Annotated in this window: 17 protein-coding genes; 14 read left to right on the top strand and 3 right to left on the bottom strand. The window is 43.0% G+C overall.

The annotated features are described in order from the left end of the window. Positions 1-45: 45 nt before the first annotated feature. From QME20_RS16220 to QME20_RS16200, 5 genes are read left to right on the top strand one after another with little or no spacing between them, the layout of a single operon-like run. Positions 46-438 carry a copper resistance CopC family protein gene (locus QME20_RS16220; protein WP_156079163.1) on the top strand — a complete coding sequence of 131 codons (393 nt, stop codon included), beginning with the start codon at positions 46-48 and terminating at the stop codon, positions 436-438. Positions 439-446: 8 nt separating this feature from the next. After that, positions 447-1,361: a CopD family protein gene (locus QME20_RS16215; RefSeq protein WP_049587497.1), complete on the top strand. Its 915-nt coding sequence runs from the start codon at positions 447-449 to the stop codon at positions 1,359-1,361. A gap of 11 nt (positions 1,362-1,372) precedes the next feature. Beyond that, the gene (locus QME20_RS16210; RefSeq protein ID WP_061487037.1) at positions 1,373-1,852 is read left to right on the top strand and encodes a nuclear transport factor 2 family protein; all 480 of its coding nucleotides are present in this window, start codon (positions 1,373-1,375) and stop codon (positions 1,850-1,852) included. Between the two features lie 34 nt (positions 1,853-1,886). Beyond that, on the top strand, positions 1,887-2,369 hold the full coding sequence (locus tag QME20_RS16205) for a nuclear transport factor 2 family protein (protein ID WP_012516840.1): 483 nt from the start codon (positions 1,887-1,889) through the stop codon (positions 2,367-2,369). A 14-nt stretch (positions 2,370-2,383) separates the two neighbouring features. Then, the gene (locus QME20_RS16200) at positions 2,384-3,082 is read left to right on the top strand and encodes a heparan-alpha-glucosaminide N-acetyltransferase (protein WP_014996994.1); all 699 of its coding nucleotides are present in this window, start codon (positions 2,384-2,386) and stop codon (positions 3,080-3,082) included. Between the two features lie 496 nt (positions 3,083-3,578). Here QME20_RS16200 and QME20_RS16195 read toward each other — a convergent pair whose 3' ends face one another. From QME20_RS16195 to QME20_RS16185, 3 genes are all read right to left on the bottom strand, one after another. Then, positions 3,579-4,334, bottom strand: a complete 756-nt coding sequence (locus QME20_RS16195) for a hypothetical protein (protein WP_012516842.1) — start codon at positions 4,332-4,334, stop codon at positions 3,579-3,581. Positions 4,335-4,343: 9 nt separating this feature from the next. Further along, the gene (locus QME20_RS16190) at positions 4,344-4,655 is read right to left on the bottom strand and encodes a hypothetical protein (RefSeq protein ID WP_281716258.1); all 312 of its coding nucleotides are present in this window, start codon (positions 4,653-4,655) and stop codon (positions 4,344-4,346) included. 97 nt (positions 4,656-4,752) lie between these two features. Further along, a complete protein-coding gene (locus QME20_RS16185; protein WP_281716257.1) occupies positions 4,753-6,870 on the bottom strand; it encodes an SDR family NAD(P)-dependent oxidoreductase in 2,118 nt (705 codons plus the stop codon). Positions 6,871-7,303: 433 nt separating this feature from the next. Between QME20_RS16185 and QME20_RS16180 the strand changes: the two genes are divergently transcribed. The 9 genes from QME20_RS16180 (at position 7,304) to QME20_RS16140 (ending at position 13,321) form a co-directional block, all read left to right on the top strand. Continuing rightward, positions 7,304-7,459, top strand: a complete 156-nt coding sequence (locus QME20_RS16180; protein WP_281716256.1) for a hypothetical protein — start codon at positions 7,304-7,306, stop codon at positions 7,457-7,459. 26 nt (positions 7,460-7,485) lie between these two features. Further along, positions 7,486-7,701, top strand: a complete 216-nt coding sequence (locus QME20_RS16175; protein WP_012516846.1) for a hypothetical protein — start codon at positions 7,486-7,488, stop codon at positions 7,699-7,701. 15 nt (positions 7,702-7,716) lie between these two features. Beyond that, a complete protein-coding gene (locus QME20_RS16170) occupies positions 7,717-8,010 on the top strand; it encodes a cytochrome c (protein WP_226434253.1) in 294 nt (97 codons plus the stop codon). Between the two features lie 96 nt (positions 8,011-8,106). Further along, on the top strand, positions 8,107-8,538 hold the full coding sequence (locus QME20_RS16165; protein WP_012516848.1) for a hypothetical protein: 432 nt from the start codon (positions 8,107-8,109) through the stop codon (positions 8,536-8,538). A 72-nt stretch (positions 8,539-8,610) separates the two neighbouring features. Continuing rightward, positions 8,611-8,967, top strand: a complete 357-nt coding sequence (locus tag QME20_RS16160; RefSeq protein ID WP_012516849.1) for a hypothetical protein — start codon at positions 8,611-8,613, stop codon at positions 8,965-8,967. A gap of 28 nt (positions 8,968-8,995) precedes the next feature. Next, complete coding sequence (locus QME20_RS16155; protein WP_281716255.1) at positions 8,996-9,841, top strand: hypothetical protein; 846 nt, start codon at positions 8,996-8,998, stop codon at positions 9,839-9,841. Next, the gene (locus QME20_RS16150; protein WP_044055653.1) at positions 9,838-11,772 is read left to right on the top strand and encodes a 2Fe-2S iron-sulfur cluster-binding protein; all 1,935 of its coding nucleotides are present in this window, start codon (positions 9,838-9,840) and stop codon (positions 11,770-11,772) included. The genes QME20_RS16155 and QME20_RS16150 overlap by 4 nt, the downstream gene beginning before the upstream one ends. Further along, positions 11,772-12,530, top strand: a complete 759-nt coding sequence (locus QME20_RS16145; RefSeq protein WP_281716254.1) for a hypothetical protein — start codon at positions 11,772-11,774, stop codon at positions 12,528-12,530. The genes QME20_RS16150 and QME20_RS16145 overlap by 1 nt, the downstream gene beginning before the upstream one ends. Beyond that, on the top strand, positions 12,527-13,321 hold the full coding sequence (locus QME20_RS16140) for a cytochrome c3 family protein (protein WP_014997000.1): 795 nt from the start codon (positions 12,527-12,529) through the stop codon (positions 13,319-13,321). The genes QME20_RS16145 and QME20_RS16140 overlap by 4 nt, the downstream gene beginning before the upstream one ends. Positions 13,322-13,330 lie beyond the last annotated feature (9 nt).

Here is a 13,330-nt window from a genome sequence, read left to right as displayed (position 1 = left end):
AGCATTTGTGTCATCTATAACCCATCAAGTCTAAGGAGACTTCAAATGAAACTAATCTTTTCAATGCTCATGATAGCCTTAAGTTTTTCAACTTTTGCTCACACAACACTCAAGACATCTACGCCTAAGGATAATGCAATGTTGATGTCATCTCCACCTGAACTATCATTGGTTTTTACCAAGCCTGTAAGGTTGGCTAGAGTCACATTGCAATCGAAAAGTGGGGAAACCATTCCGTTTGAGTTTAAGCCAAGTACGGAACTCGCTAGTGCCTTTAGTTACGAATTACCCGGATTACCAGTAGATACATACACTGTCAATTGGATGTTGCTAGGTCAGGACGGTCACAAAATGGAAGGGGCTTTTAGTTTTATGGTGCATGCTTCAATGATGAAACATAACGACAAAAAGCACGACAGCACGCACGGCAACCATTAGAGGACGCTATGGACATTTGGCAGTTGGGGTTGTTGATTTCAAAGTTTGGTGTTTATCTCGGCGTATCAGCGCTGCTTGGTGGTGGTTGGATTTTGTGCATTACCAATACTGATACTGACACCAAATTTACTCTACCCGCAAGCTTACAAACAACGGTAACAAGGCACATGCGTTTGTTTGCGGTCATTGGCATCATTTTTAGTGCTTTTGACTTTTTGTTTCAGGTTGGGCAGCTCGCTCAATCTGGATACGCTGGTATGTTTGACCCCGTTATGCGAGAGATGGTCGCGCATTCAACGCTCGGAGATGTTGCAAAAAGTCGACTAGTGCTGTTCGCAAGTGCGCTACTATATTTAACCTACTTAGGTCATTCAATTAGAAAAAATGCTTTTATTTCAAATCGCTCTCTTGGAATTTTCATTGTTATTGCGTTGGCAGGATTTGGGTATACATTTACATTAACTGGGCATACTCAACAGTTACAACCTAGTTTCAAGTTTATCCTGGCTGCTCATGCCGTTATTGCGCTCGCGTGGGTGGGTTCACTCTGGCCTCTTTCAAGGACGTGCGTAGCGCTTTCTAACCCCAATTTGCACCTCGTCATGACAAAATTTGGGAAATCGGCTGTATACCCCATTGGGGGGCTAATTATTGCTGGTTTACTACTGGCTTGGCAACTTGTGCGTTCTGTTAGCAGTTTGCTTGACACAAACTACGGCTTTGTATTGCTTGTTAAGCTGTTGTTTGTTGGTGCCATCTTTCTGATCGCGTTGTTACACAAACTGCGATTGGCTCCTCAGCTTTTAACCGGCATAACCAGTCCTCGAACGCTTCAAAAATCAATCCAAATCGAACTTTGTATAGGGATATCTATTTTAATGGTGACGGTGGTGTTAAGTACCGCCGTAGGCCCCAATTATTGAAGAAACACAAAATGAAAAAAATCTACTTGTTGTCAATCATACTCGTTCCTTTGCTATTAACTAACAGTGTTAATGCTCATGATAAATCGCATAACGACACCAGCAATAGTCCTATGTTCTCAGGGCTAGACTCCGACGCAGGAATAATAGCAAAACAATTCCACAAAGCACTCTCCGACGCTAATGCAGAGACAGTCATGAGCTTACTTGCCGATAATGTCCTTATTTTGGAAGGTGGCAGAATTGAGCGCAGTGCCGACGAATATCGTGCACATCATTTGCAAGCAGACATGCAATTTTCATCTGCCGTAACCACGAAGACGATTGAGCATCATGTTCGTGTGCATGGTAATACAGCTGTCTCCATTTCAAGAAGTCACACTTCTGGAAACTATAAAGGTCGAGATATTGATAGGACAGGCAATGAAACGCTCTTTTTAACGCTGATCAATGGACAGTGGAAAATCAGTCATATTCATTGGTCTCACTAACTCCCCACCAAATTAAAATAAAAAGGTCAAAACGATGAAACTTTTCTATGCAAGCTGCGTTGTTATTTTTTTAGCCACATCACCATACATTTATGCGTCTGAGCAAACGAACGACGAAACCGAGATACTAGAAATGATCCAAGATATTGAAAAGGGGTGGGAGTCTGGTAACGGTATGCCGTTCTATCAACATTATCTTGGCCAGGTAGGTGCGCGTTACATTGAGTCAGGCGGTCAGAATAAAGGGTTAGAGGATTTGGTCAAAAATCATGTAGAGCCGGAAAAAGAGGTATTGAAACGATTGACCATTGATATTCTAGATATCGAAACAAACGTTGAAGGAGACTTCGCTTGGGCAGTTACGACAGTAAATGTTTCAGGAGAAGTGCGCAAAACCGGCGCAGTTTTTGATAAAAAAGGATTTCAAACCTATTTGTTTCGCCGAACTGATGAAGGATGGAAGGTCATTCATTCGCATTCATCTACCCGTGATAATAAGCCACATAAGCACCGTTAACAACGTTGAATTCCGTGCAAAATCGCAATATCACATTGGATGCAATACGAACGTTAGCCATTGTGTTGATGGTTGTATTCCATTTTGCTTACGACCTTCGTTTCTTTGGTTGGGTTGATTGGAATGTCCCCAATGGAAAAGGGTGGAGGGAGTTTCGGTATGTAATATTGACGCTCTTCTTCGTGAGTGTAGGCGCGTCGCTCGTGCTCGGGAATTATCGAAAATTTAGTCTAAAAATGTTTTTACTGCGGCTGTTTTCCATAGCGTTCTGGGCCGCGGTAATATCGCTTTTTACGTATTATTTTTTTAATGCAAACTGGATATTCTTTGGCGTATTGCATTTTATTGCTGTAGCGAGTGTTTTGTGTGTTCCGTTGATTAGAAAACCCATATTGTCGCTGTTGTTGGGTTTTGTTGCGGTCACGTTGTTTAACATTGGCCTAGTATCCAGTAAATGGCCATTTAATCTGATCAGTTTGTCACTACCTCATTCTCCAAACGATTACGTTGCGATTTTTCCATGGATAGGTGTTGTATTGTTTGGTATTGCGATAGGGCACGTTTTGAAAAGCGGATTTGATCCGTTTGCAAAATGGAATATCCCGAATAACTTGACTCTTCTCGGACGGCATAGTTTAGCGGTTTACATATTGCATCAACCTATCTTTTTTGCGCTGTTTGGTACTATCTATTGGTTTAGCTCATCGGTGTAACTATGCACCTTTTACTTTGCCATAAATCACCTTCAGTAATTAATATCCGCTATGCTGCCGCAGACATAAAATTACGATGAGATATGCACATTATGAGGGAAGGTAGAGTCAAGGCAGCAGAGTAATGCTTGATAAACGCATATGCGCTTGCGCGCAAATGCGTGTGTCGATACACTCTCGATATCAACGCTAATGTGTTTACAGCAACGCAAGATTAATTCGGAGAAGATTGTGCTTTTAGTGCCAACAAACCCAGACTACCGTTAATACTCAAACAGTTTTGGTCGTTCTTCTTTGAAGTTGGTGTATTTTGACCACAAAGAGTTGCATTCTCTTGACTCTATTACGTCAGTTATTTGTCTTACAGTAGCCATATCGTTTTCTACCAGCAATGCAGACACTTGTGATAACATTTCGGCTTTAGCGGGTTGTTATTCAAAAATTTCATGAAGTCTCAAACATCCCCTGATAAAAACCAAGCTGTCTACCATGCAGATTACGCGAAAAATGAAACGCGGTAACCGCTCTGGTGTTTTGTATTCGCTTCGTTTAACCAAAAGAGTAAATTCTGCTCAAAAGCAACAAGGTTTTCATTGATCCGTTGCGTCGCATCGACATTCAATATACCAAACCGCGACATTTCAGCCTCATAAAATGCAAGATCTAGTAATGCTTCGTAATACAGCATTTTAGCATCTTCTAGCTTGTTTTTGACTTTTTCAAACCGTAAAATTGCGTGCTCTTGAATTGAAATCACTTCTCTTAATATGCTTGGATCACACCGAACCGTTGCTGTTTCATCAATTGAAGTAAGCGTTAAGTCGTTAAAAAACCGATCGTAACCATCTTCCACTAAGAACCGGCGAAGATATATGGAGACCGCGAGGTTTTTAAATATCAGCCCATTTTGTGTTTCTGTTTCTCCCATTAGATTTTCAAATGCTGTCTCTGCATATTGAACCTTGTCTAAATTTAATTGCTCAAGACGCCTTACTTCTTCCTTATGGTCTTGAGTGAGGCGAACAATATCGTTTTCGTGCCTCTCAGTCAGTGAATTAATTTGCCGCTGCGTGTTCATTTGTAGTTCTATCAGTTCACGATCCGTTGCTTCTCTCAAGGCAACTAAGTCGCTTTCAGCTTCATCTTTAACTGCCTTCGTTCGCGAACTTTGAACATGGTTCATCCAAGAAGCGAGTAGTGTTTCAGATTTAGTCGATTTATGCAGTTGATTTAAATGGGGTTGCAATTGCATTCGAATGTCTTACATGTTGAGAACCTGCAAAGACCGCTTTACCTGCTCTAACTCTTGAGCACTCAACTCACGTAACTCTGCGTCAGAAGCCTCTGAAATTTTCTTATTTGCGTCATCAATTTGTTGCTCAATCCGAGCCAGTCGCCTGTTGACTTCTGAACTCGAAAGGGTGGCATTTTCCAGCAAAATCAAGTCACGATTAATTTCATCAATTTGTGCTTTAAGACCAGTTAATCCTCTGTAAAAATCGCCATGCTCATGATCATTTGGATGTGCGAGCGAAGATGACATTACAAGAAACAAACATATCCATCTTTTCATAAACTATTTCCTTGTTACAAGAAACCACAATGCCAATTCAATATAGTAGAATACACGTTCACACTATCAAAATCGTCACAGCAATGATTAAAAACTTTTAGTCAGGGCGCAGAAGAGAGCTCATAAACAGACCAGTAGGATCGTATTGTTGTTTTAATAATTTCAAACGAGCTGTGTGTTGGCCGTAGTAAAGAGCAAGTGGCGACCCATTCCCCATGTCATAATTTTGGTAAGAATGGCCATTAAAAAACGGTGATAGCAAATCGAAAGATTTATTTACCCAATCGATAACTTCAGTATCGTCACATTCTGATTGAGTGATCCCTGTGATACTACAGACGAAAGAAGCGTTGCGGTGAATAAATGCCGAACCGTCAGCGTTTACATCCTGAATAGCGCCACAAAGCGGGTCTAGCATAAATCCACCTGAATTTACCGGACAAGCACGGTAGCACGATAAAAGTGTTTCAATGAATTCGTCTGATAGTTCGCCTTCAATTATGCCATTGCGCCAATACAAGTTAAGATCACTATCGTAGCTATTGGATTGGCATTCAACGTATTGCGAACGCCTACTTAACAATTCGGCACCGTCTTGCCATTTGGCTACAGAATCCAAACCGTGCACCGAGTCCTCACTAAACCCCATTATCGAAATTCGTGCTTTATCGTGCGTAGATCGCGAGAGATATGCATATAGAAAAACCGATCTGTTATCACTGAGCACTGTTTCGCTATATTGCCTAAGAATAGATCGTGCGTGACATAACGGCCACTCGAGTATTCGGCCATCAATATTTTGGGGGGCATCGTGTAATTTAAACGTGATATCGGTCACAACGCCAAATTGACCATGGCCACACCCTTTTAATGCCCAAAATAACTCCGCATGTTGAGATTCGGTCACTTGTCTTACTTTACCGTCAGCAGTTATCAATCCAAACGCGAGCACATTGTCGCAACTCAAACCAAGCTTTCTGGACAAAAAACCGATCCCCCCTCCCAATGTTGCGCCGACAACACCAACATCGGGACAGGTACCCAAAGGAACCACTTTATTGTGTTGCGCTAGAAAATGGTCCAATTCACTATTTTTGACGCCTGCGCCGACGTTTACTGAGCTCTTATCAACATTCAGTACAGTTGTTTTAAACATCGACATATCAATTACAATTGCATTGTTAAGGACCGACATGCCACTTACACCATGCCCTTGACCCTTAATTGTAATGGATAAGCGCAACTGCTTTGCACATTTGACAATGTGTATAATATCGGTCTTTGTCTTAGGTTGAATAATTACTAACGGAAAACGCGAAACACCTTGATTGAATACTTTCCTGTTTTCTTCATATTCTGCACTACCCGGTGACCAGAATGCGCCGCCAACAAGACTTGCCAGTTCTACCAGGCTTGTTTCAGTAGCACGCGTGTCAATTGAATCAGTTTTTGTCTGTTTTGCAGGTGAAACTTCAACAATACTCTCTAGTAAATTCCAACTACGACTTCCAAAAGTGTTTGGCGTGACATCGCTTAGCAATTGTCGCAGATATTGTGCAACTAATCGGGGAGGTAAAAGCTTGTTTGCCGAAAACATACTGCGCATTAACTCCGATGCAGGCAAAACTCGATTTGAGGCTTGCCTTATCGTTTCCTGCATCTTCGTGTCGACGTTTCCAGGAGCCACAGTTGTAAAAACAGCAATATCGTTATCGACTTCACGTTGAAAACACTGGCACAGCATATTTAATGATGCTTTGCTCACACAATAAGCTGAGGCGCCAGCAACGGGTTGTACAGGCAAATCACTGGTTAAAAACATCACGCGGCTATGACTAAATTTTTTTAAGCATATCTGCGTTAAAAGGCGAGGTACTTCGACATTTATCCATTGGGTTGCCTCCCACTCATCAGGGGCGACGTTGCTAATACCTCCAAATGGCATGACAACACCTGCGCAATGGATCAGGTAGCTAAAGTGAGTATGCTGATTGACGACGTTTTGAAGGCTTTTAATACAATCCCTATCAGTGAAATCGATACACTCGATTCTGATCCTATCCCCATAAGACCTTTTAAGCTGTTGTAAAGTGTCTGGATTTCTGCACAGTGCTACGATCTGGATAAAAGGGTAGGAGAGTAGAAGCTCTTTTGTAAGCGCAAGTCCTATACCAGAGCTAGCGCCTGATATTAGTGCTGTCTGTTGATACAACATCTTAAAAGCCTATTTCGTAGAAGAGTGAAAGCTCACTTATATGTTTGATAGCTTCAGCATAAGTAAAGTCCTTGAATGGATAAATAAAGTTAATGATTTGATTACAGAAATGTAATCAAACCGTAATCGATTCGTAGTGATGCTTTGATCTGAATCAACTACAGTTGAAATGAAATCACTACGATTAAATACATAAACATTTTATCAAGGTGCCTACGACGAACAAGGACAACTAGATATCACAGCCAATGGGTTTGATATCAACTTTATTAGTACTCACGCCATCATCAGAGGCGAGTATATTAAAACTGAAACGGACTCATTTGTTGAGCGAGATCATGAGCAAACTATTGACTCATTTTCACGCAATGGATGGTTTTTACAAGGTACTTTCTTCGTTGGGCATGCTTTTCAATCCCTAGGTAGTACTGAATTGGTCCTTGAATATGCTGAAACCAATAAAATTGAAGAAGCGGAGCGCTGGATGGTAGGTGTCAACTATTGGTTGGACCCTCGTTCAGTTATTAAGGTGGGCTATGAAGATACAGACGTAGTTGAAGGCCCTGATGATACACGGTTTGCTGTGTAATTCAGCTATGGATTCTAGGGGATATCATGAACAAGAAATTAATTATATGTGCACTAATCACATTTATTTCGTTACCGAACTTGGCAGACGATGAAACCACACTTTCTGGCGCAGAGTTAATTAATAACAACTGTGCGCGTTGTCATAACAGTAGGCCTGTGCGTGAGTTTTCTATCAGTGAGTGGAGAGTGATCATGCCACACATGCGCGAAAAAGCGCATTTAACCGGCAGCGAAGTATAAGCCATTCTTGAATTCATGGAAATAGCTTCTAGTCCTGCTCAACCGGTAGAGGTGACTCTGGCTAAATCATTAACAGTCAATCCACGTGACGTACTCACTCGATATGGTTGTCAGGGGTGTCATCAAGTGCAAGGCGCAGGCGGAACACTCGGTCCATCGCTGGATAATGTTATTAGCGAAAAAGGCAGGGCATTCTTTTTGCGCAAAGTTAAGGAGCCTCAATTTAATAACTCGTCGTCCGCAATGCCGCAAATGCCGATTACAGATGATGAGCTTGAAGCTTTAGCTGAGTTTTTATCGTCCATATAGCCTATTGACCTGAGTCTAAGACATTAGATTAAGGTGACAAGACGTAAACTTTAAACCTAAAACGCTCAACTGAGCATAATCAAAGGAAACAATCTTATGAAAAAGCTTACTTCACTATTACTGGCCAGTGCTTTAGTCGTTGCGCCAATAGCGACTTCTTTTGCATATCAACAGACTGACAAATCTGATATGCCGATGATGGATGGTCAGATGATGCAAAAGATGCAGACGCATATGGAAGAAATGCGCGCAGTATTGGATGCCGTTAAGAGTGAATCGGATCCGGAGAAGCGCGAAGCCATGTTGCATGAGCATGCCCAAAAGATGCAAGACATGATGGGCATGATGGAAGGAAGCGACTCGATGGGGATGAAAGCGGGAAAAGGAATGAAACACAAACACACTGATATGTCCACCGAAGACAAAATGAAAATGATGGAACAGCGTATGTCGATGATGGAAGACATGATGAGCCAAATGATGGGGCACACCGCTGAAAAGTCTAAACCAATACATAAACACAAATAGAGCTAATCACCACGTTACGAGGCAGGAGGTGACCTGCTGTCTCGCTTATTTCAATAATCACAGGAATTTTACATGAATAAATTAATTAAGTTTTTTTCAATTGTAGTCTTGTCAGTTGGACTCCTCGGAGGATGCGCAAGCCAGGTTTATCACGACTACATCATGAGTGGGCAAGTTGTTACAGTCGATGATAAGCAAGCAGTGGTATGTGTATCTGATACGGATGGTTTGAAGGAACATCAAGTTTTTAATGTCTATAGAACTGTCTACGACCCTACAGCAATCTCAGAAGGTGAAAACAGCTATTCACGAGAGTTCGTTGGGAAAATTCGTCTTGGAAAAACTAAGGATAAGCACTTCGCGGAAGCTATTGTGCTGGATGGCGAAATTACGCGTTATGACATGGTCGAGTTTGACCGTGGTTTTTGATTAATATTTTAATTAGGAGTATGCCGTTGTGAATAATAGAGTTTATCACCAACCCTACCGTATAGCGGTTATTGTGACGCTGGTATTAGTGAGTGTCTTATTCACAACCGCGTGCTCAGCAGTACCACAAAGTACTGAGCCAGACAAAAAAAACAATTCATCAGAAACTAAAGAAACTCAGCCTGAGTTAAACGTTGATGACTTCGCTAAAATCCAAACCGCTTTGCGCTCGTTAGACAATTCATTAGCGACCCAGCCAAAAAGCAATGCGAGTGTAAATCCGAGTGATACCAGTGTTTCACTCAATACATCATCAATGCCACTTTCAGCAACAAACACAATGAAAATGGGAAAGAGTAAGAATAAAGGCATGATGCCAATGCGCGGGAAATCGTGCATGGGAATGATGTGCAAAATGATGATGAAAAACAGCTCAATGATGGGTACACCACCTGAACAAAATAAAACACAGATATCTGGTTCTCCATTAAATGAAAGCTTACCCGGTGTCAGTGGAGCGCTGCATTTATACCACGTTGGAGAGCAAGCTTTTTTCTTAAACCACAAAGAGACACTCGAATTGACCGATGGTCAGTACCAAACGCTTCTCACGATCCGAACTGAATGGGAGTCTACTCAACAAAGCTTTACGCTGCAGCGAAGTGCGTTAGAAGCATCGTTGTGGGAATTGACCGCTCAGGGGCTACCTCAATACGACAATATCAAAGACACCATTGCTGAAATAGAAGCCACAAACAGCGCCTTGCGGTTGCAGTTTATTACATCGGTAGGGAAAGCGGTATCAGTATTAACGCCCTCTCAGATCGCTAAGATAAATAGCCTGTGGATGGCCGAACAAACAGGTGAGTTATGAGCATGTGGTGGCCACACACATCATTTTTTCTGCGTTACGCCGTCATTTTGAACGTTATGCTGTTATTCGCAACGACGAGCAGTTACGCACAGCAACAGCCAGAGGATAGTGAGCATGCGAGCCACCATCCTGAAGCTACCAATGATCCCACTGTCAACGCTAATACGGATGTTTTGCCGACTGCTACACAAGGTAAAGGACCGCTGGGCAATGCTGGCGCCATGATGGGACCCGGTATGGCAAAAGGCATGGATAAAATGATGGAGAAAATGGGTGCACCCAAACCTAAAGATCTCTATCCCACGCTAATGCGCATGCATTCAGCTACACCCGAACAAAGAGAGACTGTTCTGATTAAAGCAACCGCAAGAATGCAACAAGGAAGTGAGCAACTTGCTACAGGTTTTGATTGGCTTGCCCGCGCAGCTGCCACTGATGACTATTCCCAAATGCAAATGGCTGTTGAAACAGTTAAAGAGGGTATAGCCCATTTTGACAGTGGTCTTGCTGCGAAACGTGCCATACAAGACGGGCAAGAACCACGAAGAGTGGCATTAACCTGGTTCAAGTCACAAATGAATTTGCTTCCCAGTGCGCCGGAAAAAGGTACTTCAACCCTATTTGGTATGACACCGTTTCACAGCGCAGTGATGCTCGTTTTACTCATATTTACAATTGTTATGGTGTATGTGTATGGATTTAAGATGCGCAGAGCTGCCGCGCTGCTCGAAGAGCTTAAGTCTACTGACACCGCAAGCACATCTGCGCCAACGACAAAAGTTTCCTCTGTTGTCGAATCTAATCCGGCTGCCCAGCAGCATGCTTCGGCACCTGCGCAAAGTAGCGAGCCAGCATTGTCATCCACTGCCTCATCGCGCAAGGGCACGTTTAGTGGCGATATGGTAGTAACCGCGATTTTTAATGAAACCCATGATGTTAAAACGTTACGTCTAGCCAGCCCAGATGGACAAACCATTCCATTTGATTTCGAACCAGGTCAATTTGTCACGTTCACACTGAACATCGATGGTTTTGAAAAGCCAGTTAAGCGCTCATACACCATTGCATCATCGCCCACTGAACAGTATTACTTTGAAGTTACGATAAAGCGAGAGGAGTTCGGTGTGGTTTCTCGTTATATGCATGACGCGGTTGAGGTAGGAAATACGCTTTCAATTAAAGCCCCCGGCGGTAAATTTTATTTCAATGGTCATGGTTCAAACAGCGTGGTGTTGATTTCTGGGGGAGTGGGGATCACACCGATGATGAGCGCTGTCCGCTACTTAACGACGACGTGCTGGGACGGTGATATTTATTTTCTGTTTTGTACGCGAACGTCCAACGACTTTATTTTTGAACAGGAATTAAAATATCTGCAAGCACGTCATCCTCGGTTAAAAGTACTGGTCAGTATGACTCAAGCAGAGGGTACATCCTGGATGGGGCCCCAAGGCCGCTTCTCATCCGCAATGATAAACGAATTTGTGCCAGATATTGCCTCAAAAACTGCGCATATTTGTGGGCCTCCTGCAATGATGGATGCTACGAAAAAAATGCTAGCCGAATTGGGTATGCCTAACACGCATATTAAAACCGAAGCGTTTGGGGCTGCTAAACCAGAGCCCGCTCCCGTTAAACCTCAATTAGCCACTAACACCAACGCAGGCGACAACAGACAAGTACGGTTTAGTCTTTCAGACGTCGAAGCCCACGCGGGTCCGGATGAGACCGTATTAGACGTCGCTGATGGACTCGATGTAGATATAGAGAATTCATGCAGAGCGGGTTCGTGCGGGAGTTGTAAGGTGAAACTGCTACGTGGTGACGTCGATATGGAGGTTGATGATGGGCTGGAGCCTGAAGATAAGCTCAGTGGGTATATTCTGGCGTGCCAAGCTATCCCTAAATCTGATGTGGAGGTTGAGGCTTAATGAATTCTCAAGAGCGCACAATTGTAAGCAGCTTGGTTGTCCTAATGATCCTGCTATGGCTAGGTTTTGTATGGCATAGAGACCCAGCATTCCCAGGCAGTTTTATTGGATTTGGCGTGGGTTTAAGCGCTTCGGTATTAATGCTTATCCCATTGGTATACATGATCATTAAGCGTAACAAATCACTTAAGAAAGTCGTGACGAAGCACATCGCTATGCCAACGCTCCTGCGTATACATATCTATGCTGGTGTGCTGGGGCCTATTCTAGCGCTGATCCATAGCGCCCATCGTTTTGATAGTGCTACCGGAGTTTCGCTTGTTATCTTTATGATGGTCGTTGTGATCAGTGGGTTTGTGGGTCGATATGTACTCGGTCTTATTTCATCGAATTTGAAAGAGAAAAAGCGCCAAGTAAATGAACTCCACGTTGCGCTTTCTAACGCAAAACAGGCGTTGAAAGACGCAGTCTGTGATGTCAGATATTCGACGTTTGCCCAAACATCCGCACGACATATTCCTTACATCACGTTAAATGTGCCTACTTCAGCACAAAGTAAATTGTTCAAACAAGAAAGCCAGGTTCTTTCCATCATTGATACAATTTCCGATGTTGAGTACAGCATTCTCATTCATGACACCGCGAAGGTGTGGTTTGCTCGTTGGTTAAAATTTCACATCGTGATTTCAATGACACTTTATGTAGTCCTGTTTTTTCACATTTTCAGTGAAGTTTACTTTGGACTGCGCTGGTTATGATGAAATGGATAATAATCGTTCTTGGCTTAGTTGCTGCTGGCTTTGGCGTCAGTCATTTCATTCATATGCCTGAAGATAGCGCACAAATTCCATGGGAAAAAATGGTTGAACCCGGTTCACTCAATAAAGCACATGCCTTTCTCGCGGATGACTGTTTGAGTTGTCACACACCGGTGAAGGGCGTTGAGCGTGACAAATGTGTGGCGTGTCATGCAAATGATACGCATATCGTTGCGCGTCAACCCACTGCATTTCATACCGACATCAAAGAATGTGCAAGTTGCCATGTAGAGCACAAAGGTGAATCGGCCAACATTTCGCTCATGAGCCATATAGCGTTAGTCGACATTGGTTTCAATATGCTCCCCAACCCAAATGTCCCGTTTGACGAGGGCGCTGCCACCATGGCGTTTTTGGAGAACATACTAGCGAATAAACAAACTCCTGAGCCCTTGTTTGTGCACCCTGAGGTCAGTGATAAAGAAGCCTTATTAAATTGTACGCAATGTCACAGCAACGATGATCGCCATTTAGGTCTATTTGGAGAGGATTGCGTGCAGTGTCACAGCACAGACAAATGGTCATTGCCAAAGTTTATTCACCCGTCGAGTCAATCACGTGATTGTAATCAATGTCATGAAGCGCCGCCCAGTCACTATATGCAGCATTTTAAAATGATTTCCGCCAAAGTGGCAGGCGAGCCTAAAGCTAAAGTTGAGGAATGCTATGCCTGCCATCAATCTACGTCCTGGAACGATATTAAGCGTGCCGGGTGGTATAAACACCATTAAGGGGTACAA

This window comes from Alteromonas sp. CyTr2, from assembly GCF_947311905.1.
In the GTDB taxonomy this organism is placed as follows: Bacteria; Pseudomonadota; Gammaproteobacteria; order Enterobacterales; family Alteromonadaceae; genus Alteromonas; species Alteromonas macleodii.
This window is presented reverse-complemented; position numbering and strand designations above follow the sequence as displayed.

Coding starts and splice junctions, on each gene's coding strand:
- QME20_RS16215 (WP_049587497.1), top strand. CDS start 447: ATGGACATTTGGCAGTTGGGGTTGTTGATTTCAAAGTTTGGTGTTTAT.
- QME20_RS16140 (WP_014997000.1), top strand. CDS start 12,527: ATGATGAAATGGATAATAATCGTTCTTGGCTTAGTTGCTGCTGGCTTT.
- QME20_RS16220 (WP_156079163.1), top strand. CDS start 46: ATGAAACTAATCTTTTCAATGCTCATGATAGCCTTAAGTTTTTCAACT.
- QME20_RS16160 (WP_012516849.1), top strand. CDS start 8,611: ATGAATAAATTAATTAAGTTTTTTTCAATTGTAGTCTTGTCAGTTGGA.
- QME20_RS16175 (WP_012516846.1), top strand. CDS start 7,486: ATGAACAAGAAATTAATTATATGTGCACTAATCACATTTATTTCGTTA.
- QME20_RS16145 (WP_281716254.1), top strand. CDS start 11,772: ATGAATTCTCAAGAGCGCACAATTGTAAGCAGCTTGGTTGTCCTAATG.
- QME20_RS16170 (WP_226434253.1), top strand. CDS start 7,717: ATGGAAATAGCTTCTAGTCCTGCTCAACCGGTAGAGGTGACTCTGGCT.
- QME20_RS16210 (WP_061487037.1), top strand. CDS start 1,373: ATGAAAAAAATCTACTTGTTGTCAATCATACTCGTTCCTTTGCTATTA.
- QME20_RS16195 (WP_012516842.1), bottom strand. CDS start 4,334: ATGCAATTGCAACCCCATTTAAATCAACTGCATAAATCGACTAAATCT.
- QME20_RS16165 (WP_012516848.1), top strand. CDS start 8,107: ATGAAAAAGCTTACTTCACTATTACTGGCCAGTGCTTTAGTCGTTGCG.
- QME20_RS16150 (WP_044055653.1), top strand. CDS start 9,838: ATGAGCATGTGGTGGCCACACACATCATTTTTTCTGCGTTACGCCGTC.
- QME20_RS16190 (WP_281716258.1), bottom strand. CDS start 4,655: ATGAAAAGATGGATATGTTTGTTTCTTGTAATGTCATCTTCGCTCGCA.
- QME20_RS16185 (WP_281716257.1), bottom strand. CDS start 6,870: ATGTTGTATCAACAGACAGCACTAATATCAGGCGCTAGCTCTGGTATA.
- QME20_RS16205 (WP_012516840.1), top strand. CDS start 1,887: ATGAAACTTTTCTATGCAAGCTGCGTTGTTATTTTTTTAGCCACATCA.